The following is a 25,258-nucleotide window of genomic DNA, read 5'->3' on the forward strand; positions in this document are numbered from 1 at the left end:
GGTCCCGAAGGCTTTTTGAAACCCTGTATTCACCAGCTGGGGAGCCTCGGAATGAAGTCGCGCCAACCCATCGCGCCGCCTCGGAGGTCGATTCGAAGAGAAAGCGATGAAGCGTGCTGTAAAAAACAACGAAGATGCACCGTACAAGGAGGTAGACATGAACAGATCGAAACGCACGAACAGATTCAGACCACCCATCAAAATTATTCTCTCGCTTCTCGCCGCCGCGCTGTTTGCGTTGGCGATCGGCCCGAGCGTCGCGCAGGCGGCACCGCAGCCTTTCGCCGGCAACAAGCTGACCGTAACGAACCTTCACAAATTCGACACCGTGAGCATTTACAGGATCGTCACGATCTCGGTCGACCCGCAGACCAACGTCCAATCCTACGAGTTCACCGCAGATTTCGGCATAACGAAAGCCCAGTGGGAGCGCGATGCCAAGGATGCGACGAACCTGCAGGCGGATGCGAACAAGATCGCACAGTACGTGCATGACAACGACGGGTCGCAGGCCCTCGATAAGAAATCGAAGAACTCACCGGGTGAAAGCGTCGAGTTCGATGGGCTCTATGCGGGGCAGTATCTGGTCGTCGTCACGAACGAAGATGATTTGACGCGCGTCTTTCAGAACACCGTCGTCTCCGTGCTGCCCGCCAAACAGGCCGACGGCTCCTTCGCGCCCGCAAACGTCTCGGCTGCTATCAAGTTTACGGATTTGTCGGGCACGGGCGTCAACAAGCTCGTCAACGGCAAAAAATGGGAGGACCGGATTGATAACGGCGACACCGCAAAATTCACGATCACCAGCGTGATTCCCCAGTACGCCGACCCCTCGACGCGCACCTTCATGTTCTCGGACTCGATGACCATGGGCTTAGACTACCAGCACGATCTCAAGGTCGCAGCGGGCACGACCGAGTTGACGCTCGGTACCGACTATGCGATCGGCGACAAGGTCAATTTCTTCCACACGATCACGATTCTGCCCAGCGCGCTCGGAAAATACGCCAATCAGCCGATCACCATCACCTATTCGGCAAAGTTTGTCACCACCGGAAATCGTCCGGTATATGCCAGAGCAGAATCGAATACGGTTTATCTGAAATTCTCACCGAACTCGGTGGGAGCGAACGCGGATGATGAGATAAAGATCGTGAGCAGCAATGTCAGCATCACCATTTACGGTCTCCATCTCAAGAAGATATCAAGCACGGACGGCCACGCGCTCGCCGGTGCGGAGTTCTCGGTCCGAGCTCCCGGAGGCGCAGAGGTCGCTACCGCGAAAACAGATGCCCAGGGCAACGTGAACATCGTCGGTGCCCTCGCTGCGCAAAAGGACTACACGCTGAAGGAGACGAAAGCTCCGGCCGGGTACGCGCCGGTAGCGGATATGCACTTCACCATTGAGAGCAGATTGGTTCAAGATTACAAAGGCTACCAGTATGATCTGGGCAACATCAAGGACACGCCAACCGGCTTCGATACGCTGCTGCCCACCACGGGAGGGCCGGGAACGATCGCTGTGACCGCTGTCGGCGTGTTCATCGTCGCGGGCACCGCCGCATGGATCATCCGGTCGCGTCGACGTCGAGATGTGCCGACGGCCTAGATCTGATATGGGCCGCAAACGCGCTGCGAGCATCTGCCTTGCCGCGTTCGGACTGTTGATCGGAGCGGCGATGATCGCCTACCCGGCGATGAGCTCGTGGCTGCATCAGCAGGCGCAGAATCGCGTCGTCCAGCAGCAGGGAGCTGAGATCCGAAGGAATTCAGATACCAAACTCGTTGAGGAACGCGCGCGGGCCATCGCGTACAATGAACGACTGCGCGCCGGTGGCCCGTCCGTGTCCGATTCCTTTGGGAGCTCAGCCGCGCGTTCGACTGACGCGGAATACGACGCGATCATGAATCTGAGCGGTGACGGCGTCATGGGCACGCTCATCATACCGGCGATCGACTTCACGATGCCGATCTACCATGGCGTCGCAAAGACTACGCTTCAGCAAGGTGTCGGTCATCTTCCGGGTACGTCGCTGCCGATCGGCGGCCCGTCGACCCATGCCGTGCTCTCCGGCCACACCGGCCTGCCGTCCGCCAGGATCTTCGATGACCTCGACCGCGTGCGGGTCGGCGATTATTTCGTCGTAGCGGCTCTCGGTGAGGACCATGCGTATCGCATCACGTCGATCGAAGTCGTGCGCCCCGATGAGACCGACAGTCTGCGCGTGCGCGAGGGCGCCGATCTCGTCACACTGGTGACCTGCACGCCCTACGGTGTCAATACGCATCGCCTTCTCGTGCACGGGGAGCGCTGCCCCGTCCCCGATGAGTGGGGCAGGCACGAGCGGAGCGAAGCGTCTCGTGCAGGTCGTGGCGCATCGCTCGATGCAGAGCTGCTGCGATCGATGGCGATCGGGGCTGCGGCTGCGGTCATCATCAGTCTGTTCCTCATCTTCTGGTCGCGCCGGCGCTCTCGGCGCCATCGTAGCTAGATTCACGGGTCTCTTGAGCCTTTCCCCATAAAATAGATCGCTTCATTACCATTTTGTTTCCAAATACGCTTTTCGGAGCAGTTGGTGCTCTGTCGTACTAAAGTTCATCCACACGTATTGACGATCATCTCGCTCATGCGAGGTGCTCCGGATCGATTGCGTACGGCGGTGCGGCAACGCAGCCGCCTCGTCTGATCGCCGAATTCGGAGGAAAGGGGATGCCACTATGCCTGGAAGCAGAAACATGTTCAGCAGGCGGCGGTTCATCGAGATGCTCGGCATCTCCGCTGCCGGGTTTGGCCTCATAGGGGTTGCCGGCTGCGGTGGAGATGCCGGCGGGGACGGACGGGGCGGTTCGAGCGGTGCTGCCGGCAGCGGGGGTGCACTCGCGGACTCGCTGGTGTACGGGCAGGGAGCCGAGCCCCGCTCGCTCGATCCGGCATATTATGATGACGGCGAGTCGGCGAAGATCGCTTGCAACATCTACGATGGGCTGTACTGCTACGGCGCCAAGGACGCGAAGGTCGCTCCGGCGCTGGCAGAGGCGCTCCCTGAGATCAGCGACGACGGTCTCGTGTACACCATCAAGCTCAAAAAGGGGATCAAATTCCATGACGGGACCGACTTCAACGCCGAGGCCGTGAAGAAGTCCATTGAGCGCCAGCTGGCCCCCAACGCAGATTCCGATATGCCCTATGCCACCTTCGTCTACGGCGAGGAGTCAATCGGTACGGGTGTGGAGAAGGTCGAGGCACCGGATGATGCCACGGTGAAGATCACGCTTCGTGCGCCCTCGACCCCGTTCCTGAAAAACCTTGCTATGTCAATCGCCGCGCCGATCGTGTCACCTGCAGCCGTCGAGAAGGCAACGGGGGGCAATATCGGAGAGGCACCCTGTGGCACCGGTCCGTACAAGTTCGTGAAGTGGACGAAATCCGACTCCATCACGCTCGAGGCCAATCCCGACTACTGGGGCGATGCGCCCAAGACGAAAAACGTGGTGTTCAAATTCATCCTCGAGAACAACACGCGGGTGACGTCGCTGCTCAATGGCGAGTGCGACGTCATCGACGGCATCGACCTGTCGAGCACCACCACGATCACCGATGGAGGCTACGATCTGTTCGCCGAAGACGGCATGACGCTCAACTACATGGCGTTCAATACCGAGAGCGGCAAGTGCGTCGACCGGGATGTCCGCCGCGCCATCGCCCAGGCGATCAACGTTTCCGAGATCGTCCAGGCCGTCTACGGCAAGTACGCCACGGTCGCAAACTCTGTGATGCCGACTTGGATGGCATCCTATGACAAGGATATCAAGCAGACCGCGTTCGACGCCGATGCGGCCAAGAAGACGCTCAAGGACAAGGGCATCACCGAGCTGAATTGCATCACCTACTCCAATCCGCGTCCCTACAACGCCAAGGGCGGCCAGGTTCTCGCCGAGACCATCCAGGGCTATCTGGAGAAGGTCGGCGTGAAGCTGAATATCACCACCTATGATTGGACGACCTACAAGAACAAAGTCGCGACCGATCCGTTCGACGTGTGCTTCTACGGATGGCAGGGCGACAACGGTGACCCGGACAACTTCATGAACCTGTTGGCGGACTCCAACTGGTCAATGAATGTTTCGCGCTTCAATGATGCGGACTACAGGGCTCTCATCGCCAAGGGGCTCGAGACGCCCGACGGTGAGGAGCGCGATGAGATCTACCGGCGGTGCGAGCAGATGGTTGCGGACGAACAGATCTGGTTGCTCATCTCCCATGCGCAGAATCTGTGCGGCGTGAGCCCCAAGGTGAAGGACTTCTACTACCATCCCACAGGCGCGGTGTTCCTCAAAGACGTGAGCAAGCAGGCCTGAGGGCGCGGAGCTCCCACCAGCTGAAGAGCTGTCCAGAAGATGTAGCGATCCGCCTCGGGCGGCTGGCGAGCGGGTATCGGACGCGTCCGTCGCTGCGGTGCGAACGCGCTTCGCCATCGATCGCATCCGAGCATCGCATGAGAAGGGAATCGTCGTGTTCAACTATGTTCTCAAGCGAATCCTCATGGTGATTCCGGTTCTTCTCGGTGTGACGGTCATCATCTTTCTCATCACGCGCGTACTCGCCCCCGACCCGGCTCCGGTGGTTTTGGGCGAGCACGCCACCGAGGCGGCGATGGCGGCATGGCGCACCGACAACGGACTGAGCGATCCGATCTGGATGCAATTCATCAATTTCGTCTCCGGTGCGATCCGCGGCGATCTTGGCATGTCCTATTACACGCATCAGTCGGTGACCGCCGAGATAGGTTCGCGCTTCCCGGCGACCGCCGAGCTCGCCGTCTGCGCCATCATCTTCGCATCCATCATCGGAGTGGCGCTCGGCGTGATCTCAGCGGTCAGGAAGAACAGGGCGGCAGATCATATCAGCATGATCATCGCTCTCATCGGCGTCTCCATGCCTATATTCTGGTCGGGTATCCTGCTCATCCTGCTTTTTGCCGGCATGCTGCACGTGCTGCCCTCGAGCGGGCGCATATCCCCGCTGCTGCAGCCGACCGGGGGGACCGGGTTTTTCCTCATCGACGCACTCATCCAGGGTAGATGGTCCTCTCTGGCCGATGCACTCGTCCATCTCATCATGCCCACGATCGCCCTGTCGCTGTACTCCATGGCGATCATCACCCGTATGACCCGCTCGAGTATGCTCGATACCTTGGGCGAGGACTATGTGCGCACCGCACAGGCGAAGGGTCTGACACGGGGTCGCGTCAACATCAGGCACGCGCTGCGCTGCGCGATGCTCCCGGTTTCAACGGTCATAGGCTTGCAGTTCGGCAGTCTGCTCGGAGGCGCGCTGCTCACCGAGACGGTTTTCTCATGGCCCGGGATCGGCAAATTTGCGGTTGATAGCGTGCTCAAGAGCGACTTTCCCTGCGTCCAGGGCATCGTCTTGCTGATCGCTGTGATCTTCGTGTTCATGAATCTTCTGGTGGACATCATCTACGCCTATCTGGATCCCCGTATCAAATACGGCGCGTCAAAGGAGGCGTGATCGGAATGGAGAGAAGTGAGATGGTCGCTTCGACTGTCCAGTCGGCATCTGCCAGCCAAGCTGCCGTCAGGGCGGCAGATTCAGACGACGCGGAATCGGCGGTTGGGCTCGGAGCTGGCGGGGTCCGCGCCGCGCTCGGACCGACCGGCGTCGGTGAGCGCGAGGTGCGAGAAAGCATCTGGAAGGACGTCGCGACGGGCATCATATCGAACCGAGCATCGCTTGCGAGCGGAATCTTCATCGCCCTCTTGGCGCTCGTCGCCATCGTGACCAAGCTGTTCCCCCAGATCCTACCCTTTGATCCGAACGTGCAGGATCTCAGCCTTTCGCTGCAAGCACCTAGTGCGGCTCACCTGTTCGGGACCGATCTGCAGGGCCGCGATATCTTCTGCCGCGTGCTCGTCGGCACGCAGATCACGCTGAGCGTCGGTGTCGCTGCGGTCGCGTTCTCCCTTTCCGCGGGTGTGCTCCTGGGGGCGGTGGCGGGCTACAAGGGTGGTCGCGTCGACACCATCATCATGCGTGTCATGGATATGATGCTCGCTATCCCCTCGATCCTGCTCGCTATCGCCATCATGGCTGCGCTCGGTCCGGGCATCGAGAAGGCTGTGATCGCGATCGGGCTGGTGTCCATCCCAGAGTACGCGCGCATCGTGCGATCCGAGATCCTCTCGATCAAAGAGCATGACTATATCGCCGCAGCGCGCGTGATCGGCGATTCGAACTTCGAAATAGTGTTCAGACACGTCCTGCCCAACGTTATGCAGTCCATCATCGTGCGCGCGACTCTCGGCATATCCTCGGCCGTGCTCGATGCGGCAGCGCTGGGATTTCTCGGGCTCGGTGTCCAGCCGCCCTGCGCCGAGTGGGGCGATATGCTCGGGCGCGGTCGCAACGATCTGCTTCGTGCATCTTGGCTCATGTTGTATCCCGGGCTTGCGATCACGTTGAGCGTCCTTGCGTTCAACCTGCTGGGCGACGGGATCAGGGATGGCTTGGATCCCAAGGCGAGGAAGAGGTGAGGCAGATGCTGCTATCGGTCGAAAACCTTTCCACCGATTTCCCGACGAAGCGAGGCGTCGTTCATGCGGTCGAAAACGTGAGCTTCACGGTGGGGGAGAGCGAGATCGTCGCTATCGTGGGAGAGTCCGGCTCGGGCAAATCGGTCATGAGCCTGTCGATCATGGGTCTTCTCTCCGACCCCGGCCGCGTTGCCGCGGGGACGATCGATTTCATGGGTGCAGATCTTGCGACCGTCTCCGAACGGGAATACCGCGGCCTGCGCGGTCGCGATATCGCTATGATCTTTCAAGAGCCCATGACGTCGCTCAACCCCGTGTATCGCGTTGGGGACCAGATCATCGAGGCCATCCGCGCTCATGAGCGGCTGAGCAGGAAAGAGGCTCTGGAGCGAGCGATCGAGCTGCTGGACAAGGTCGGGATCCCCTGTCCCCAGCAGCGAGTGCGCGACTATCCGCATCAGATGTCGGGTGGCATGCGTCAGCGCGTCATGATCGCCATGGCCCTCGCCTGCAACCCCAAGCTGCTCATCGCAGATGAGCCGACCACGGCGCTCGATGTGACGATCCAGGCTCAGATTCTCGATCTTCTGCGGCGGCTGCGCGAGCAGACCGGCATGGCGGTTCTTCTGATCACCCACGATCTGGGCGTGGTATCCGAGACGGCCGACCGCGTGGTGGTCATGTACTGCGCTCAGGTCGTTGAAGAGGCCCCCGTGCGAGAGCTGTTCGATCGGCCCTTGCATCCCTATACTCTGGGATTGCTGAGATCCATCCCGCGGCTTCAAGATGACGATGCGAAGCGTCTCTACATGATCCGCGGCACCGTACCCAATCCGCTTGAGATGCCTGCAGGATGCCACTTCTCAGATCGCTGCGATTCATGCATGGAGATCTGTCGCCAGCGGGTGCCGGATCTCGTGGAAGTCGACGGTCATAAGGTGCGCTGCTTTCTGTATGAGGATTCCGACGGCGCGCGCAAAGACGATGACGGCATCGCCGCAGGCGAGGCCCGAGCTCTCGCCGATGCCGAGACGGCGCGTCAGATCGCTGCGGCCGATGCCCTGCTGGAGGCCGAGGATATCCGAGAGACCGAGATAGAGGAACATGAGGGCGTGAAGCGATGAGCGATATCAGACAGACAGAGGTTCCTGCGTCGGCTTCGGATCGAGATATCCTTCTTGAGGTCCAGCATCTGACGAAGCGCTTCGTGGGGAAGTCGAGCTTTCTGGGCAAGACGCTCTCACACGTTCACGCCGTTGACGATGTGAGCTTTCGCATCCGTCGCGGAGAGGCGTTCGGCCTCGTGGGGGAATCGGGCTGCGGGAAGACGACAGTGGGCAAGCTCCTCGTCAATCTGCTCGAGCCCACATCGGGCAAGATCATCTTCGAGGGCCGGGACCTCACAGCGATGGGCTCCCGACAGCGCACCGCTCTGTGTCGCGACATCCAACTGATTTTTCAAGATCCCTACTCGTCGCTCGACCCCCGCATGCGCATCGGAGATATCATAGCGGAACCGATCATCACCAACCGGATCCTGCCGCGCGAGAAGGTTGAGGAGCGGGTGTGCGAGCTGCTGGAGTGCGTAGGGCTGGCGAACTATATGCGCAACCGCTATCCACATGAGTTCTCCGGCGGTCAGCGTCAGCGGGTTGGCATCGCGCGCGCTCTAGCCGTGAGGCCGAAGCTCATTGTCTGCGATGAGCCGGTGAGCGCACTCGACGTCTCCATTCAGGCGCAGGTGCTGAATCTGCTGGCCGATCTGAAAGAGCAGTTCGGGCTCACCTATCTGTTCATCGCGCACGGCCTGAACGTGGTCAAGCACGTCTCTGACCGCGTAGGCGTCATGTATCTGGGAAAGATGATGGAGATCGCACCGAAGCGAGATCTCTATGCCGAGCCGCTGTCCCCCTACACGCAGGCGCTGCTCTCGGCTATCCCCTCTGTCGACCCGGCTTCCAAGCGCCAGCGCATCATCTTGGAGGGCGATGTCCCATCGCCGATCGACCCGCCCGCCGGCTGTCGTTTCGCCAGCAGATGCTTCGCCAAGGTCGACCGCTGCGGTAGCGTCATGCCGGCGCTCACGCAGATTCGTCCTGGGCACTGGGCGGCATGCCATCGCTTTTGCGATTCCCCATTGTGCGACGCGAACTCTTGACATCGAGGCAAGTCCAATGGGTTGTCCGAGGTCGTTCTAGGGATATGAAGTAGGGGATACGACTTGATCTCCTATCTCACAGTTGGGGAGCTGAACTGCCTTGCGCAGTGCGACTATAAGCGCAAGCGGGACTGCATTTAAGGTGATATTATCGTTTATCGCGGCTCTCGCCAACATTTGATCTCGTGACAGCGTTCATACATCATGCAAAGTTCAGCGGTATGCGGATACCCCATGAGAGATACAAGAGGTGGATTATCGGCCGATCAGTTAAGTCAATATATTTGCCTGTCAAAGAGTTGCAAAGGAGGCTTGCATTCTCAATCAGTCTTTTTATCCTTTAGGCTGTCTGAAGGAGTGCAACATGCTTATTATTGAGAAGCTCAAGGTAACAGAAGAGATGTCCGAGGCGGAAGCGGCGATCGCCGCTTATCTTTTGGAACATGGTAGAGATCTGAAAAGATACTCGATTCGCGATCTTGCTGACTCCGCGTATGCCTCTCCTGCCACGGTAGTGCGGTTATGCAAGAAGCTTGGTCTGTCTGGGTTTACGGAGCTGAAAAGTCGCCTTTTGGACGAACTTGCCTATTTTGAACAGAAACAAGACGAAGTCGATGCAAACTTTCCCTTTTCTCGCGAAGATTCACTAATGAGGACTGCTAATCGTATTTCCCAGCTCCATATGCAGACAGTTGCGGACACCATGAAACTCTTGCGATTTGGGGATCTTCAAAAGGCAATTCGTTTACTGCAGCAGAGCAGGCGTGTTTACGTTTTTTCGTTTGGAACATCATTAAATCAAGCAGAGTCATTCTTAGAGAATATGTTGAAAATCGGTCGGGAAGTTGTAATCCAGAGCAATCTGAATTATCAGATTTATCAGGCAAAATGTATGTCTGCACGTGACTTGGCGATAGCGATATCCTATTCAGGTGAGACAGAAAAAATTCTATTTATTGCCCAGATTTGTCATAAGAATCACGTACCTTTGATTGCCATTTCATCGTATGGCGAGAACACACTTACTTCGTATTCAGATTGTAAGCTGACTATATCAACCAAGGAGCATCTATTCGATAATATGGCTAACTTCAGTATGCATGTTTCTATTAACCTGCTACTTGATGTTTTATACTCAGGTCTATTTTTAGTTGATTATGACACAAATTACAGGCATAAGATCGATGTGACTAAGCAATTTGAATTCAACAGACATTCGCAAACCGATGCTTTAATGCGCGGCGATCTATGGAATCCGGAACGAAAAACTTGCTGAATGTATTAATTGCAGGACCGAACTTAAGAGCCGCTATGGAGTAATGTATCGAACTTCGTTTTGCTTACCGTTCAGCGGAGAATTGAGCCTTTCGTCTTATCTGGAACTTGCTTTCCGATATCCATTTAATTTATCGAAATGAATTAAAACATTGTTCCAGAGAGACCGAGCCCCATCTTCATCGCGTCAAATTTCCGATATACCGAATAGAGCTAGGGAAAAGGAGGTTTTGATGAAAATGCGCGATGGTTTTCTTTGGGGCGGGGCAACTGCGGCAAATCAAATGGAGGGCGCCTACTTAGCGGGCAACAAGGGTCTGTCTATCGCCGATGTTGAAAAAGGGTCGCGTTCTGGCGCGCCAAGGGAAATTCATGATAGAGTCAAAGAAGGCAGTTATTATCCGAGTCACGATGGCATTGATTTCTACCATCGATATCATGATGACATCGATTTATTCGCTGAGATGGGGTTTAATTGTTTGCGCATGTCTATTGCGTGGACACGTATATTCCCCCTTGGTGATGAGTCCAAACCGAATGAAGTAGGCCTTGCATTTTATGATCGCGTTTTCGATTGTTTGAATTCCCATGGTATAGAACCGATAGTGACACTGTCTCATTATGAGATGCCACTGAATTTAGTTCGAAAATACGGTTCGTGGCGCAATCGTACGCTTATTGATTTTTATGAACGTTTCTGCATATCAGTGTTCAAAAGATATAAGAAAAAAGTTCGGTATTGGATGACGTTCAATGAGATTAATGAAGTTATGAATCAGCGCGAGCCTTATCACCAAGCAGGTATTCGCTTTTGTAAAGATGAGAGCGTGAACGAAGTCAAAATAAAAGTAAGCCACAATCTGTTTGTTGCCAGTGCGCGGGCAGTCATTGCGGGTCACCAAATTAATCCAGAGTTTAAAATCGGATGCATGGTGCAGTATCCAACAACCTATGCGAAAACTTGCAAACCCGATGATGTGCTTGCCCAACGATTAAGCATGTTGCCCAATTACTACTATACAGATGTTATGTGCAAAGGATGCTACACAAATCTCTGTACAGCACAGCTTAAGCGACTAGATGTTCGTTCATTCCATCCAGATCCATCGGATGCCGAGATTCTGCAGAAAGGTGCGGTTGATTACATCGCTTTTAGTTACTATTTTTCATCGATTGCATCAATGAAAAACAATGAGTCCATTGCCGTTGAGCGCTCCAACCCATTTGTATCACGCACGGACTGGGGTTGGCCAATTGATCCCATAGGCCTTCGTATCGCATTAAATGAGTTGTTTGATAGGTATCAAATGCCTCTATTTGTCGTAGAAAACGGCATTGGAGCGACTGATGTTCCCGTTCCTAACGAACTCATCCAAGATGATTATCGAATAGAATATCTTCGCAGTCACATCGAAGCGATGAAAAAGGCAATTGAACTCGACGGAGTCGAAGTGATTGGCTACACAAGTTGGGCTCCGATAGATATCGTTTCTGTAGGCACCGGCGAAATGAGCAAACGGTACGGATTCATCTACGTTGATAAAGATGATGATGGCAGAGGAACTCTTGCACGGCGGCGGAAGAAATCCTTCTATTGGTATCAGAAGGTAATTGCAACCAATGGGAGCGATACCTCAATCCCGTAAGCACAGCCTCTGCATTCATATAGTTTTAAGTATGTCCGACTTGATAAAACAAATAAATCTCTGACCGGATCGATCACACATTTCGGGCCTTTCAATGCGCAAAAGGAGTACTCATGAATACACGAGAAACTGCACTGTGCATACTTCGAGAAATCGGCGGAAAAGATAATATCAAAAGTCTGACACATTGTGTTACACGATTGCGCTTCTCGCTCAATTCATTCGCCCCAGCAAGCGAAGCGCGTGTAAAGCAGATACCTGGCGTATTGGGCGTCGTGAGACAAGGCGGCCAGTTTCAAGTTATCATCGGTCAAAGCGTCGAAGTGGTATACAACGAAATCATTAATGACATACCAGATCTTTCCCCTTCAGCTCAAGAGGTTGATCACAGGAGAAATCCGACACAGGGTGGAATTATCAACAAGGCACTTGATACGATTGCGGGCATTTTTACACCGATTATGCCGGTTGTCGCGGGTTCGGGAATGATCAAGGCGCTATTATCAATTCTCGTACTGGCTAAACTCATCGATCTTGATGGTCGTACCTATTACTTTTTGAATTTTATCGCCGACGCAGGGTATTACTTTCTTCCGATTTATCTAGCGGCTTCAGCTGCAAGGAAATTCCGCTGTAACATGTATATGGCAATGTTTTTAGGCGGGATTCTTCTGCACCCAAGCTTTTCAGCACTTGGAAAGTCCGGAGACTTCATATCGGTCTTAAATCTCCCCGTTCGTGTTGTGACATATTCATCTTCTGTGATTCCAATTGTGATGATAGTGTTTACATATTCCTTCGTAGAGCAGTTTCTCGAAAAAAGACTGCCATCAGCGATCAAATTTATCGCAAAACCACTTTGCTCGTTGATGATAATGGCTCCTTTGTCATTTCTAGTCCTCGGCCCGCTTGGCAGCTTTTTAGGTGATGTAATCGTAGGAGGACTTCTTGCTATTCAACAAATTGCACCTTGGATTTTACCAATGGTCATTGGTGCATTCATGCCATTTTTAGTGATGACTGGAATGCATTACAGTCTGCTTCCGGCTTATGTCAGTTCTTTGTCATCGCTCGGCTACGAAACCGTCATAGGGCCGGGAAACCTGCCTTCAAATATCGCACAAGGTGCCGCTTGCCTATGCGTGTCCCTTAAATCTAGAAATCGGGAATTCAAACAACTTTCCATTACTTCTGGAATATCAGCCTTACTCGGAATCACTGAACCAGCCTTGTTCGGAGTGAATCTCAGACTGAAGAAACCCCTGATAGCAATTGCCATCGGCGGCGGAATGGGTGGCTTGTATGCTGGCATTACAGGCGTGATGCGCTTCGGAGGTGGAGGTGCTGGATTAGCAGCGCTTGGTCTTTATGTGGGCGAGAATCCTTTAAATATTCTGAATGCTCTTGTTTCATGCGTGATTGCCTTCCTCGTGACTTTTCTTTTGACATGGTTCATTGGGTTCGATGATATTTCGACTGAGGTATCAGACGAAGGGTCCAAGACAGCCGTTGCTTCCTAACCGGAATTTAAGGGGAGATGCATTATAGTGGTCGCGCGCCTTTTCTTGTCAGGCAATAACGACCCTGCTGGAGATCGCGCGCAGGTCCGATCTTGGGCGCGCAAACGTGCTACAGTTTTTCGGTACGCGTCGGCAGAGTGTTTCCCCGTCTTTCCCGCCATGCGGACACGGGTGCAGGAAGGATTTCCCATGTGCGGATTCGTCGGATTCACCGGCACGCTCGATATGGAGCAGGATGCGAGAGCCGAGGTTCTCGAGGCTATGATGAACCGCATCATCCACCGCGGCCCCGATATGGGCGGCCAATACTTCTCAGACGATGTCGCACTCGGCTTCCGCCGACTTTCGATCTTGGATCTCTCCGAGGCCGGAGCCCAGCCGATGGGCAACGAGGAGGGCACGGTCCAAGTTGTGTTCAACGGCGAGATCTACAACTTCCGGGAGCTGCGCGCCGAGCTCGAGGCCGCCGGATACGTCTTTCACAGCAACACGGACACCGAAGTGCTCGTCCACGGTTACGAGGCGTGGAGCGAGACTCTCGTCGATCACCTGCGCGGCATGTACAGCTTCGTCGTGTACGACAGCAGGCGCCGTCGCCTGTTCGGCGCGCGCGACATCTTCGGCATCAAGCCGTTCTACTGGTACCGCACGCCCGGTGAAAACGAGCTGCTGTTCGGAAGCGAGATCAAGGGTTTTCTCGAGCACCCTCACTTCGTGAAAGCGGTGAATCGCGCGGCGTTGCGCCCCTATCTCACGCTGCAGTATCCCGCGACCGAGGAGACGTTCTTCGCTGGAGTGTTCAAGCTTCCGGCGGCGCACTGTTTCACGTTTGAGCTTGAAACAGGCGCGATGAACATCCGTCGTTACTGGGACTGTGATTTCTCTGAGGTCGACAAGCCGTTCGAGCGCTACGTCGAGGAGCTCGACGCGCAGGTTCGCGAGAGCGTGTCCGCGCACCGCATCGCCGATGTCAAGGTGGGATCGTTCCTGTCAGGGGGCGTGGATTCCAGCTACATCACCGCGTGCCTCATGCCGGACAGCACCTTCTCGGTGGGCTTCGACTATCAGGGGTTCAATGAAACGGATTATGCGGCCGAGCTGTCGGAGAGACTGGGTATCACCAACCACCGGAAGATGGTGAGCGCCGAGGAGTTTTTCCAAGCTCTTCCCGACATCCAATATCATATGGATGAGCCCCAGTCGAATCTTTCGAGCGTGCCGCTGTACTTCTTGGCTCAGATGGCCGCCGAGCAGGTGACCGTCGTCCTTTCGGGCGAAGGCGCAGACGAGCTGTTCGCCGGATATGAATGGTACGAGGACACTCCACCGATGGCGGGCTTCAAACGGGCGATGCCTCTCTCTGTGCGCCGCGCGCTCGGCAAGCTGGCCGCGCGGTTGCCGCATGTGAAGGGTCGCAGCTTCCTTCTGAAATGCGCTGAGGTTCCCGAGCGCTGGTATGTTGGGCAGGCGTTCGTCTACGACACCGATGAGGCGGACGCGATATTGAAGCGCGACTACGATAGGGGCCCGGACGCCTTCGAGCTCTGTGCGCCCGTCTATGAGAGGGCGAAGTGCTATCGGGAGCTGTCCAAAAAGCAATATCTCGACATGAATATGTGGCTGCCCGGGGACATTCTGCTCAAGGCCGACAAGATGTGCATGGCGCATTCGCTTGAGCTGCGCGTTCCCTTCTTGGACCGCAAGGTGATGGCGCTCGCGGAGCGCGTCCCCGAACGGTTCCGCGTGAACGAACACGGCAACAAGCAGGTGCTGAGACATGCTGCAAACCGGATTCTTCCCGATGAGTGGGCCACGCGCCCCAAGAAGGGCTTTCCCGTGCCCTTTAGATTCTGGCTGCGTGAGCCGAGGTACCGCGATATGGTGAAGGCCTACTTCTCGGCTGACTGGGCACGTGAGTTCTTCGACACCGACAAGCTGATGAGCCTGCTTGACGACCATTTCGAGGGCAAGGCGATGAACCAGCGCAAGATCTACACCGCCCTCGTGTTCCTCATCTGGTACAAGCGGTTCTTCATCGACGAGTCCCGGTCGCATCCGGCAGCAGCCTGAATCTCAGGCGTCGTTCTAGCTCTCGAGATGGCGGCGCGCCAACTCGAGATCGCTGGCGATTCTGGCGTATCCATCGGAGCGCCGCTGCCGATGCTCATCCCCTTTGGCGAGTAGAAGCACCAAGGCAGGTCCCTCGTGCGACCTCGCCGCTTCGAAAGCGCGTTCGACCGCCTGCTCGCGATTGACAACGATCTCGAAAGCGGTACCGGTTGGCGTGTTGTCGGCGAGCTGCGCGCAGATGTCCTCGACGCGCTCGCCGCCGGGATCGTCTTCGGTGTAGATGAGCAGATCTGCCGATTTGCCAGCGATCCGAGGCAGTTCGTGACGCCGATCAAATGCTTTGTCGCCCGGCGCGCCGAATACCGCGATGACGTAGCGATCGGGATACTCGGATTCGATCGACTCGAACAGCAAGCGGAACGACAGCTCGTTATGTGCATAGTCCACGAGCGACACGATGCGACCGTCGGGGGAGCGGAAGCGCTCCATGCGCCCGGGAACGCGCGCCCGCGAGAGCCCCGTCGCGATCGCGGTGTAGTCGACGCCCAGCTCGCGGGCGAGGGCTGCCGCCGCGAGCGCGTTGTCGACATTGAACAGGCCTGACATGCCCAGAGCGATCTCGTGCCGCCGCGCGCGCTCGACGATATCGAAGCCGATGTGCTCTGACGCGACCGAGATCTGGTCGGCACGCAGATCCGCGTCTGTGCGCCGCGAGCTGATCGTGACGAGTTTGCCCGCCGTTTGGGCGCGCTTGAGCACCTCGACAAGATGATCGGTATCCAGATTCACCACGGCTGTTTCGCTCTGATCAAAGATCCTGAGCTTGCTTGCCAGGTAGTCCTCGAAGTTCGGATGCTCGATCGGGGAGATGTGGTCGCTTCCGATATTCAAAAAGCAACCGACGTCCAGCGTGATTCCCAGGACGCGATCGTACTTGAGCGCTTGGCTCGACACCTCCATGATCATCACGCTGCGTCCCGAGTCGACGGTGTTGCGCAGGTGACGCCATAGGTCCGGTGCCTCGGGGGTGGTGTTATGGCTCTCGTGCCGCTCGACGCCGTCATCGACCTCGATGGACCCAACCATCGAGGGCTCCATGCCCGCAGCTCTGAGAATCGAGCGCAGCATGAACGTGACGGTGGTCTTTCCCTTCGTGCCCGTGACGCCGACGATCCGAAGGGCGCGATCCGGGTGCCCGTAGATGATCGGAGCGATGAGTGCCATGGACGCGCGCAGGTCGGACACTATGAGGCCGGGCGTATCGGGTGCCGCCGCAGCGAGTTCCGCGGGTGCGCTGAGATCGCAGGCTGGTGCCGCCGCCTGCGTCTGGCACAGGAACGCCGATGCTCCGCGTCGGATGGCCGCCGTGAGGTATGCCGGTTTGAAGGCGGCGCCCTTGCAGACGAAGAGATTGTCCATCTCGGTCGCTCGCGAGTCTATCGACATGCCGCGCACGAGTGCGGGCCCTCCGGTGACGCGGCAGGCGATGCCCCGCACCCTCAGCTCGTTCGCGAGCAGCTCGAGCGTGACGGTCGGCGTGCCCGGGCGGGCTGAGTCAGCTGTGCGAGTCATGGGATCCTTCCCGAACGATAAAACGGTTCTCAACGCATTGTATCCGTGTGCGCGCCCCCAAGACTCGTTCGCTTCGGATCTGCACGATTTGCGCTGCGTCCGTCTCCGGACGGCGAGTTTGGTCGAAAAACGGAGCGGAATGACTCGGCGGGGCGAGCGGTCGGTGACGCCTCTCAGCGCGCCCGCCAGTATGCGATGGCGATCTGCGTGCGACTTTTAAGGTGCAGCTTTGCCAGGATCATGCTGATATGGTTGCGCACCGTTCCCTCGCCCATGTAGGCGGCGGCCGCTATCTCGCGGTTATCGAGCCCCCGCGCGATACCGAGCACCACCTCGAACTCGCGGTCGCTGAGCGCGCCGAACGGAGCGGGACGCGCAGACGCGGCACCGTCGGTCGAAGCGCGTCGCGAGGCGCTCTCCGTCCTGCGAGAATCCGCCCGATCGGGGACTTGCAGAAGCGAGATGTGCTCGAGCACCTCGCCCTCGAGCACGCTTTGTCCCTGCATGACCGCCCGCAGCGCCGGCGGGATGGAGGCGACATCCTGCTTGATGAGGTAGCCCCGCGCGCCGGCGCGCAGGGCGCGCACGATGTACTCCTCATCGGAGAAGGTGGTCAGAAACACGATGCGCGCATTCGGCGTCGCGTAAAGGATCGACTCGGCGGCGGAGAGCCCGTCGCGGCCCGGCATCTGAATGTCCATAAGCACGATGTCCGGCCCCAGCTCGCCGAAGAGCCGGATCGCGTCGTCGCCGTCCAGGCCCGTGCCCACGACCTCGATGTCGTTCTGCGCTTCGAGGATGACCCGCAGCGCATCGCACACCTGACGGTCGTCGTCTGCTATGACGATTTTCATTGACGGCTTTCCTCCTCCGTCGTGGGTTTGGGGATCGTGACAAAGACGCGAAATCCCGACGTGCAGCCGGGGTCGTCGAGCGCTTCAGCCGCCGCGCCGGCGCTCAGATGGCCTCCGAGCGCCTCGACGCGCTCGCGCATCGAGGCGAGCCCCATCCCCTCCGCAGGTGCCTCGGAGGGCCCCGATCCGTTGTTGGAGATGATGAGCTGGAAGAACGCGGGATGCTCGAGGCATCGCACGCGGATCAGATCGGCGTCGCTGTGGCGCAGCGCATTCGAGATCGCCTCACGCGCGATCGCGAGCAGACAGGACGCGACCGCGGCGGGGACCCGATCGACGGAGATGTCGGCTCGCACGCCAACCGCGGTGCCATGCGTGATGTCTTCGGCGATTCTTCGCATCTGGCCCGCGAGATCAATGGAGTCCTCGCGCAGCGCGTGAACGCTCGCCCGCACGGTCTCAAGGGTCGAGGCGAGTGTCGCCTCGACATCCGTGAAGTCCGCCTGCACGCGCGGCTCGCCCTCATGCGCGACGCGCAGCGCTTCGACCTGCAACACGGCGCGGGTGAGCAGATGGCCCGCGCTGTCGTGGATCTCCCGGGCGATCCGCGCGCGTTCCGACAAGGTCGCGACCTGCGCCTCCAAGCTCTGTCGATCGATGAGATCCCGATTGCGCTCCTCGAGCGCGAATGCGCGGGCCGCGAGATCATCGCGCTCACGACGGTTGCGCCGCCGCTGCGCGATGGTCTGGGAGGTGCGCAGCGAGCACAGCAGCGCGATCGCGCACAGGCATATCGTGAGCACGAGCGACAGCGGGTGCGATCCCGCGTCGCGCGTGCCGGCCGCTTCGCTCTCGCGCGCCAGGGCCACCGCGAGCGGCGCCGCGACGATCACGCAGAGCACCCGGGATCTGCTGCGCGCCAGATCATAGAGGGCAAGTGGCGTGAGGGAAACGGCGGGCGGAGCGAACAGGGCAAGCGCGCACCAGGCGACGGGCAAGACGTCGGACAGGGCGGCGGCCATCTTCTTGAGCGGGCTGGCGCCGCCGGGCGCGATCCGCGCGGGTTCGCGGAGCACCTCGACGAGTGCCGCGATGATGATCGCGCAGCACAGCGTCGCGACCGCCCCGGCATCGATCGCGGTGAGCGCGAGGACCCCGCCGCAGCATATGAGCACGATCGTCTTGTCGAGAAGTCGCTCCATGCCCGCATTGTACGACAGCGCACGCTCTTACCGCTCAGAGTCGGCCGAACCGTGACAAAACTCACTTCCCCGTGTGTGTGCGATGCTCCAGACTGGGTACAGCAATCGGATCAGGTCCGCGCGCTCGACTGGCCATCACAGCCGAGCGGACAGGATCGAGGGAAAGAGGGTTCCATGGAAGATGTCGTTCTCGTCGAGGATCTCGTCAAGCGCTACGGTGATCTCATCGCGCTCGATCATTTCGATCTGCGCATCGCGCCCGGGGAGATCTTCGGTTTGCTGGGGCCGAACGGCTCGGGCAAGACGACGGCCATCAACTGCATGCTTTCGCTGCTGAGCTTCGACGCCGGAAAGGTGTGCCTGTTCGGTGAGGACATGCAACCGACACGCTACGATCTCAAGGCGCGCATCGGCGTCGTCCCGCAGGAGGTCGCCGTCTTCGACGAGCTCACGGTTCAGGAGAACATCGACTACTTCTGCTCGCTGTACGTCGCCGGGAGCGCGCGTCGCCGGGCGCTTGTGGGTCAGGCCGTAGAATTCGTGGGGCTCGAGGAGTACCGGAGGTTTCGTCCGAGGAAGCTCTCGGGCGGTCTGCTCCGCCGCCTGAACATCGCCTGCGGCATCGCGCACCGCCCAGACCTCATCTTCTTCGATGAGCCGACCGTCGCCGTCGATCCGCAGAGCAGAGGTGCCATCCTGGCGGGCATCGAAGAGCTGCGCGACGAGGGCGCGACGATCCTGTACACGAGCCACTACATGGAGGAGGTCGAGCAGATCTGCGGCCGCATCATGATCATGGACGCGGGCCGCGCCCTAGTGCAGGGCACCGGCGATGAGCTCAAGCGCATGATCTCGACCGGGGAGCGCATCGTCGTCGAGGTCGGCGAGGCTCCCGAGTCGGTGCTCGCATCCCTGCGAGCGCTCGGACACGTCCTCACCGCCGAGCTCGCGTCCGACACGCTCATCGTCTCCTGTGAGACGAGCCCGCACAATCTCGTCGATGTGCTCGGCGTCCTGCAGGCGGCCGGGGTGGCGATGGGCCGCATCTATTCTGAGCCGCCCACCTTGAACGATGTGTTCCTTGAGATTACCGGCCGCGAGCTCAGAGAGTAGGCGGGGGTCATGTGGACCACGTACGCGATGACGGTTCGCGTTATGCTGCGAACGCCGCGAACGCTTTTCTGGGTGCTCTTCTTTCCTCTCCTTCTTTCGACAGGCTTCTTTTTCATATTCTCGAGCGTGCGAACCGAGGGCGCGGTCAAGCCCGTGCCGGTCGCCATCGTCCGGGATGGGAGGTGGGACGGCTCTGCGTTCGCGCAGGTAATCGACGGCATGACGAAACTGTCGGGGGCCGGTCTGCTCGGGGTGCGCGAGGTCGGTGACGCGGCAGCGGGTGCGAGGCTCCTGCGCGCCGGCGAGGTCGACGGCGTCTTCGAGGTGGACGGCACCGGTGAGCCGACGCTCACGATCGGCCCATCCTCGGGATCGTCGGGCTCCCCGAGCGTCTCTGATTTGAACACGGCTATCCTCAAGATGCTGGCGAGCTCATACGTGCAGCACGCGTGGCTTCTGCGCGGCATCGCGGCGCAGGATCCCGCCGCCCTCGCCGATTTTGCGAAGACGCGCCATGCGCTGGAGAGCCGCGCCTCCATCAGACGCGTCTCGCTCACCCATGTCGCTCCCGATCCAGCGGCGCGCTATTTTTATGCCCTGCTGGCGATGGCGACGATGCTGGCTGCTCAGCTGGCATCGAGCGCGGTGGGCGAGGCTCAGCCCAATATCTCGCGGCTCGGGGCACGCCGCGGCATCGGCGGCATCTCGCGGGCCCGACAGCTCATCGGGGCGCTCCTGGGTGCCTGGACGGTCTCGTTTCTATGCGGCGGGGTGCTCGTCGGCTATCTTCGGCTGGTATGTGGTGTCGATTTCGGCGGTCGGGATGCGCTTTGTCTGGTGGCGGTCGGGGTGGGATCGCTCGTGGCGAGCGCCGTCGGAGGGCTGCTCGGCTCTCTGCCCATACCCGGGGGCCGCGGCGCGCGCGAGGCCGTCATCTCCGCTGTCACGCTGCTGCTCTCGGCCTTCACCGGACTCTACGGAGATTCGACGATGGCGTTCGCCGATCGAGTCGCCCGAGCGGTGCCGCTCGCCGCCTGGCTCAACCCGGTGAAGCTCATCTCGGATGTGTTCTACTCCCTGTACTGCTATGACGCGCTCGCACCGTTCACCTGGCGTCTGATCGCATGCTTGGGCTGGGCTGTCGTGCTGCTCGTGGCGGCAACTCGATTTTTCAGGAGGCAGCGCTATGAACATCTTTAGATGCGCGCTGCGCATCGTGATGCGCCATAAGATCTACCTGATGGTGTACGCCGGCTTTCTGGCAATCCTGGTCATGGTTCAATACTCTTCGTCGGATGCATCCAAGACGGCGGGTCCCACCAACCTCGAGGCGCGGGTGGCTGTGGTCGATCGCGACGGCTCGGCCCTCTCACGCGGTCTTATCCGTCACATCGGCCGGATGTGCACGCGCGTTTCCGTTGCCGATGATCCGTTCGAGCTTCAGGACGCGATCGCCACGCAGCTCATCGACTGCGTCATCATCGTGCCGAAAGGTTTCGAGAAGGCGTTCACCGGTGCCGTGCGTCAGGGAGATGATCTGCCCGAGGTCGAGGCCGATTATGGAAGTTTCCCCCAAGTCGGCTCTCTGGTCTCCCAAGGCGTCTCCCGTTGGCTCTCGCTCGCTGCGGCCTCGTTGTCGCTGCGCCCGGGTGCGAGCGTTTCGGAGATTTCCGATCTGGCGTCCGATGCTGCGCGGGCCCATGCCGACGTGCATGAGGTGCGCGCCGTCTCACATGACGGCGATGACGCCCCGGTCAATCAGCTCTCATCGATCTCGTTTGCCGTATCCGCCGCGGTCATCGTGTGCGGGGGGCTGGCGTTGGTCACGCTCGGCCGCAGGGGTGTGCGGCAGCGCATGTGCGCAGCCCCCGTGGGTCCGGCGCGCCTGAGCGCGTTCTCCTTGTTGGCGTGCGCTCTCGTCACCGTGATGATCTGCGCGTATTTCAGCTTCGTCATCTTGGGACCGTTCGGTCCGGGTGTTGGTGCCGACACCGCCGGTCCGGCTCAGATCGCTCTGGCGCTCAGCGCCCTGTTCGCCTTCTCGCTGACGCCGCTGGCGATCGCGTTTCTGCTCGCGCAGCTCGGCGTTTCGGAGCTCGGCCTCAATGCGGCCGGCAACACCGTCTCGTTTCTGATGCCGCTGCTGGGCGGCATATGGATGCCGGTCTCCTTCATGGGCGGAGTCACGCGGGCGGTGGCGCACCTCATGCCGACGTTTTGGATGAATGAGGCGATCACGACCGCGATCGGCGCACCCTCGCTCTCAGCCGACGTGCTCTCTCGCGTCGGCGTCGACATCGGTCTCACAGTGCTCATCGCTTGCGCCATCGCGGCGGTTGGGCTGGCGGTGGGACATGTCCGGCAACGTGAGCGCTCCGCGTGATCCGAGCGTCAGCCGAACTCGTATCTCATGCGGACGAAGACGCCCTCGCCCGCATAGGTTTCCTGCGAGACACTGCCCACGGCGGTGAACCCCGCCTTCTCATAGCAGCGAATGGCGCGCTCGTTCCACTCGCGGACATCCAGCTCGATGGGCTTTGTCGCGAACCGTCGGCGGCTCTCCTCGATCGCTGCGCGCATGATGACGGTGCCGTACCCCTTCGAGCACGCATCGGGGCGCACCCCAATGCCGAGAAACACGGTGTCGCCGCAGTCTTGGAGGTTGAAAAACCCGACAAGCGCCCCGTCGCACTCGACACCTGTGAAATTCTGGCGCTGACCGGGGTCTGCGAACCCGAGCGAGGCGCTCACCATCTCAGATAGGCTGGGAAGATTGTAGAGGTCATACGGGGGCGGATATCTCCAGCTGGTGACCTCATCGGAATAGCGATCGGTCCAAGGGCAGAGCTTCATCGAAGGCTCCTTCTGCTCACATGAGCTGCGATTCAGAAACATATAGCAGTATCTCAGATTTCGAATCAAATTCGAAATCGGGACCATCCTCGATTTGATGGCGATAGGATTCGTGTTGATTTGACTTCGTATGCTCCGCAGGGCATACGATGGGAGTGTTATTCCGCATCACCATCCGGATCATCGAGCGAGCAGAGGGGATCGAGCCATGGGCAACGAGATCGAGACGGGCTCCGCATCCGCAGGCGGACACGCGAGCGCCGAGCCGGCACCTGTCTTCTTCACCGATCTGCGCACGCACGGCCGCGAGAGTCAGCTTGACAAGCTCAAGCGGCTCATGAGGCACGCGGGTATCGACAAGATCGACTTCGAGAACAAATACGTCGCCATCAAGATTCACTTCGGCGAGCCGGGCAACCTCTCGTTTCTGCGCCCCAACTACGCCAAGGCCGTCGCCGATGTCGTCAAGGAGCTCGGCGGCAGGCCGTTTCTCACGGACTGCAACACGCTCTATGTCGGCGGGCGCAAAAACGCACTCGATCATATCGACTCGGCGTACGAGAACGGCTTCACGCCGTTCTCGACGGGCTGCCATGTCATCATCGCCGACGGGCTCAAGGGCACCGACGAGGTGGAGGTGCCGGTCGAGGGCGGCGAGTACGTGCGCAGCGCCAAGATCGGACGAGCGCTCAGGGACGCCGACATCGTGATCTCGCTCACCCATTTCAAAGGGCACGAGCAGGCGGGATTCGGCGGCTGCATGAAGAACCTCGGCATGGGCGGCGGTTCGCGCGCCGGCAAGATGGAGCAGCACGCCGCCGGCAAACCGAGCGTGTCGTCGGCCGGCTGCATCGGCTGCCGGGCCTGCGCGCGCGTCTGCGCCTTCGACGCCATCTCGTTCACCGAGACCCGGGAGCGCGCGCTGGCGGGCGGCGCCACCCGGCAGATCCAGGTCGCCGGCATCGACCAGACCCGCTGCGTCGGTTGCGGGCGGTGCATCGGCGCGTGCAACCAAGACGCGATCGTGCCGGACTACGATCAGGCCGCTGCGGTCCTCAACTGCAAGATCGCCGAGTACACGAAGGCTGTCGTGCAGGATCGTCCGAGTTTTCACATCTCCCTGGCCCTCGATATCTCTCCCAACTGCGACTGCCATTCGGAGAACGACACGCCCATCGTCGGCGACATCGGCATGTTCGCGAGCTTCGATCCCGTCGCGATCGATCAGGCGTGCATCGATGCCGTGCTCGCGCAGCCGGCGCTTCCCGACACGGTGCTCACCGAGATGCGCGACATACTTGAGGCGACGGGCGCGGACCTTGACGAGGAGCGCTCGCACGACCACTTCTTCATGACCCATCCGGACACGGACTGGCGCAGCTGCATCGAGCACGCCGAGAGGATCGGGCTGGGCACGAGCCGCTATGAGCTCATCGAGGTGAAATAGAGCGCGATGGCGTGAAGAGTGCGCCTCTTCTGCTATAGTATGCTCCAACTATTCTTGGGAGGCATCATCCATCAAATGAACGGTCCGAGCGGAACCTCCGAGGCTCAGCAGGGCGGCTCCGTGGCTGACGGCACTGCTTGCGGCGACGGATCAGCGGTCTGTGCGCCGCAGTGCGAGCGTCCTCGGTCATCGGCACCCGATGACGTGGGAAAGCCGAGAAATCCCCACGATCTGTTCGGCTACACGATCGGCGAGGAAATCGCGAACGCGATCACACATGGCATCGGGGCCGCTCTTTCCATCGCGGGCCTGGTTCTTCTCATCGTGAAGGCCGCCGCAGATGGCGCGCACGCGCAAGCCGTGGTCTCTGCAGCCGTGTTCGGCTCGACGCTCATTGCGGAGTATCTCGCCTCGACGCTCTATCACGCCATCACGGCACCCGCAGCCAAGCGCGTCCTGCGCGTCATCGATCACAGCTGCATCTACCTGCTCATAGCGGGATCCTACACGCCGTTTCTACTCGTCACGCTCGCCTCCGACGGGGGAATCGTCATGTTCGCGGTAATCTGGCTGGCTGCTCTTGCGGGTATCGTGTTCGAGGTCGCCATGCGTGAGCGGCAGCCCCGCTGGCTCACGACCGGGATCTACCTTGTCATGGGTTGGATCATCGTGTTTCGCCTGCCGCAGCTGCTCGCGCTGCTCGATTCCGCCGCCGTGGCGCTTCTCGTCGCCGGCGGTATCTCCTACACGATCGGGACGGCGTTTTATTTGATGAAGCGCATTCCCTACATGCACAGCGTATTTCACCTGTGGGTGCTCGCCGGAAGCATCTTCCAGTTCATGGCCGTGGTCCTGTTCGTGATCTGATGGACGACGCATTGGCTCTTGCAGCTGTGGGAATCGGTCCCTTCGCTCGATGGCGCCTCACCGATTCTCGTGGAATAGTCTTTGGGGTATCAGAGGAAGCATCAAGCGATCAGCGCATACGGCTCC

The 25,258-nt window shown here is 59.2% G+C and carries 20 protein-coding genes; 16 read left to right on the forward strand and 4 right to left on the reverse strand.

Annotation, left to right across the window (positions count from 1 at the left end; genetic code table 11):
* Positions 1 to 157 precede the first annotated feature (157 nt).
* The 11 genes from CORGL_RS00780 (at position 158) to asnB (ending at position 15,224) form a co-directional block, all read left to right on the forward strand.
* A complete protein-coding gene (locus tag CORGL_RS00780; RefSeq protein WP_013708021.1) occupies positions 158 to 1,609 on the forward strand; it encodes a SpaH/EbpB family LPXTG-anchored major pilin in 1,452 nt (483 codons plus the stop codon).
* A gap of 7 nt (positions 1,610 to 1,616) precedes the next feature.
* Positions 1,617 to 2,492, forward strand: a complete 876-nt coding sequence (locus tag CORGL_RS00785; RefSeq protein ID WP_172633501.1) for a class C sortase — start codon at positions 1,617 to 1,619, stop codon at positions 2,490 to 2,492.
* A 226-nt stretch (positions 2,493 to 2,718) separates the two neighbouring features.
* The gene (locus CORGL_RS00790) at positions 2,719 to 4,359 is read left to right on the forward strand and encodes an ABC transporter substrate-binding protein (protein ID WP_041738459.1); all 1,641 of its coding nucleotides are present in this window, start codon (positions 2,719 to 2,721) and stop codon (positions 4,357 to 4,359) included.
* 97 nt (positions 4,360 to 4,456) lie between these two features.
* Positions 4,457 to 5,533 (forward strand): ABC transporter permease, encoded by a 1,077-nt coding sequence (locus CORGL_RS00795; RefSeq protein WP_245526918.1) that lies wholly within the window; start codon positions 4,457 to 4,459, stop codon positions 5,531 to 5,533.
* A gap of 5 nt (positions 5,534 to 5,538) precedes the next feature.
* Entirely contained in the window at positions 5,539 to 6,555 is a 1,017-nt protein-coding gene (locus tag CORGL_RS00800; RefSeq protein ID WP_013708025.1) for an ABC transporter permease, read from the forward strand.
* A 5-nt stretch (positions 6,556 to 6,560) separates the two neighbouring features.
* Positions 6,561 to 7,679, forward strand: coding sequence for an ABC transporter ATP-binding protein (locus CORGL_RS00805; protein WP_013708026.1), 1,119 nt, complete (start codon positions 6,561 to 6,563; stop codon positions 7,677 to 7,679).
* Entirely contained in the window at positions 7,676 to 8,713 is a 1,038-nt protein-coding gene (locus CORGL_RS00810) for an ABC transporter ATP-binding protein (RefSeq protein ID WP_013708027.1), read from the forward strand. Before CORGL_RS00805 ends, CORGL_RS00810 begins: the two co-directional genes overlap by 4 nt.
* A 364-nt stretch (positions 8,714 to 9,077) precedes the next feature.
* On the forward strand, positions 9,078 to 9,989 hold the full coding sequence (locus CORGL_RS00815; protein ID WP_013708028.1) for a MurR/RpiR family transcriptional regulator: 912 nt from the start codon (positions 9,078 to 9,080) through the stop codon (positions 9,987 to 9,989).
* Positions 9,990 to 10,221: 232 nt separating this feature from the next.
* The gene (locus CORGL_RS00820) at positions 10,222 to 11,634 is read left to right on the forward strand and encodes a family 1 glycosylhydrolase (RefSeq protein WP_013708029.1); all 1,413 of its coding nucleotides are present in this window, start codon (positions 10,222 to 10,224) and stop codon (positions 11,632 to 11,634) included.
* Between the two features lie 113 nt (positions 11,635 to 11,747).
* Complete coding sequence (locus tag CORGL_RS00825) at positions 11,748 to 13,154, forward strand: PTS transporter subunit EIIC (RefSeq protein ID WP_013708030.1); 1,407 nt, start codon at positions 11,748 to 11,750, stop codon at positions 13,152 to 13,154.
* A gap of 189 nt (positions 13,155 to 13,343) precedes the next feature.
* The gene (gene asnB / locus CORGL_RS00830) at positions 13,344 to 15,224 is read left to right on the forward strand and encodes an asparagine synthase (glutamine-hydrolyzing) (protein WP_013708031.1); all 1,881 of its coding nucleotides are present in this window, start codon (positions 13,344 to 13,346) and stop codon (positions 15,222 to 15,224) included.
* 15 nt (positions 15,225 to 15,239) lie between these two features.
* Here the strand turns inward: asnB and CORGL_RS00835 are convergent, their stop codons facing one another.
* The 3 genes from CORGL_RS00835 to CORGL_RS00845 all read right to left on the reverse strand — a co-directional run bounded on the left by CORGL_RS00835 (position 15,240) and on the right by CORGL_RS00845 (position 18,852).
* Complete coding sequence (locus CORGL_RS00835; RefSeq protein WP_013708032.1) at positions 15,240 to 16,796, reverse strand: Mur ligase family protein; 1,557 nt, start codon at positions 16,794 to 16,796, stop codon at positions 15,240 to 15,242.
* A 173-nt stretch (positions 16,797 to 16,969) separates the two neighbouring features.
* Entirely contained in the window at positions 16,970 to 17,650 is a 681-nt protein-coding gene (locus tag CORGL_RS00840) for a response regulator transcription factor (RefSeq protein WP_013708033.1), read from the reverse strand.
* Entirely contained in the window at positions 17,647 to 18,852 is a 1,206-nt protein-coding gene (locus CORGL_RS00845; RefSeq protein WP_013708034.1) for a sensor histidine kinase, read from the reverse strand. Before CORGL_RS00845 ends, CORGL_RS00840 begins: the two co-directional genes overlap by 4 nt.
* Positions 18,853 to 19,026: 174 nt before the next feature.
* Here CORGL_RS00845 and CORGL_RS00850 point away from each other — a divergent pair, with 174 nt between their 5' ends.
* The 3 genes from CORGL_RS00850 to CORGL_RS00860 are packed head-to-tail and all read left to right on the forward strand — an operon-like array spanning position 19,027 to position 22,348.
* Positions 19,027 to 19,965, forward strand: coding sequence for an ABC transporter ATP-binding protein (locus CORGL_RS00850; RefSeq protein ID WP_013708035.1), 939 nt, complete (start codon positions 19,027 to 19,029; stop codon positions 19,963 to 19,965).
* A gap of 42 nt (positions 19,966 to 20,007) precedes the next feature.
* On the forward strand, positions 20,008 to 21,165 hold the full coding sequence (locus CORGL_RS00855) for an ABC transporter permease (RefSeq protein ID WP_280985030.1): 1,158 nt from the start codon (positions 20,008 to 20,010) through the stop codon (positions 21,163 to 21,165).
* A complete protein-coding gene (locus CORGL_RS00860) occupies positions 21,152 to 22,348 on the forward strand; it encodes an ABC transporter permease (RefSeq protein WP_013708037.1) in 1,197 nt (398 codons plus the stop codon). Before CORGL_RS00855 ends, CORGL_RS00860 begins: the two co-directional genes overlap by 14 nt.
* Before the next feature lie 8 nt (positions 22,349 to 22,356).
* Here the strand turns inward: CORGL_RS00860 and CORGL_RS00865 are convergent, their stop codons facing one another.
* Positions 22,357 to 22,818 (reverse strand): GNAT family N-acetyltransferase, encoded by a 462-nt coding sequence (locus CORGL_RS00865; RefSeq protein ID WP_013708038.1) that lies wholly within the window; start codon positions 22,816 to 22,818, stop codon positions 22,357 to 22,359.
* A 208-nt stretch (positions 22,819 to 23,026) separates the two neighbouring features.
* Here CORGL_RS00865 and CORGL_RS00870 point away from each other — a divergent pair, with 208 nt between their 5' ends.
* Both CORGL_RS00870 and trhA read left to right on the forward strand, forming a co-directional pair.
* Complete coding sequence (locus CORGL_RS00870; protein WP_013708039.1) at positions 23,027 to 24,265, forward strand: DUF362 domain-containing protein; 1,239 nt, start codon at positions 23,027 to 23,029, stop codon at positions 24,263 to 24,265.
* A gap of 54 nt (positions 24,266 to 24,319) precedes the next feature.
* Positions 24,320 to 25,132, forward strand: a complete 813-nt coding sequence (gene trhA / locus CORGL_RS00875; RefSeq protein ID WP_245526919.1) for a PAQR family membrane homeostasis protein TrhA — start codon at positions 24,320 to 24,322, stop codon at positions 25,130 to 25,132.
* Positions 25,133 to 25,258 lie beyond the last annotated feature (126 nt).

It is taken from the genome of Coriobacterium glomerans PW2 (genome assembly GCF_000195315.1).
Taxonomy (GTDB): Bacteria; Actinomycetota; Coriobacteriia; order Coriobacteriales; family Coriobacteriaceae; genus Coriobacterium; species Coriobacterium glomerans.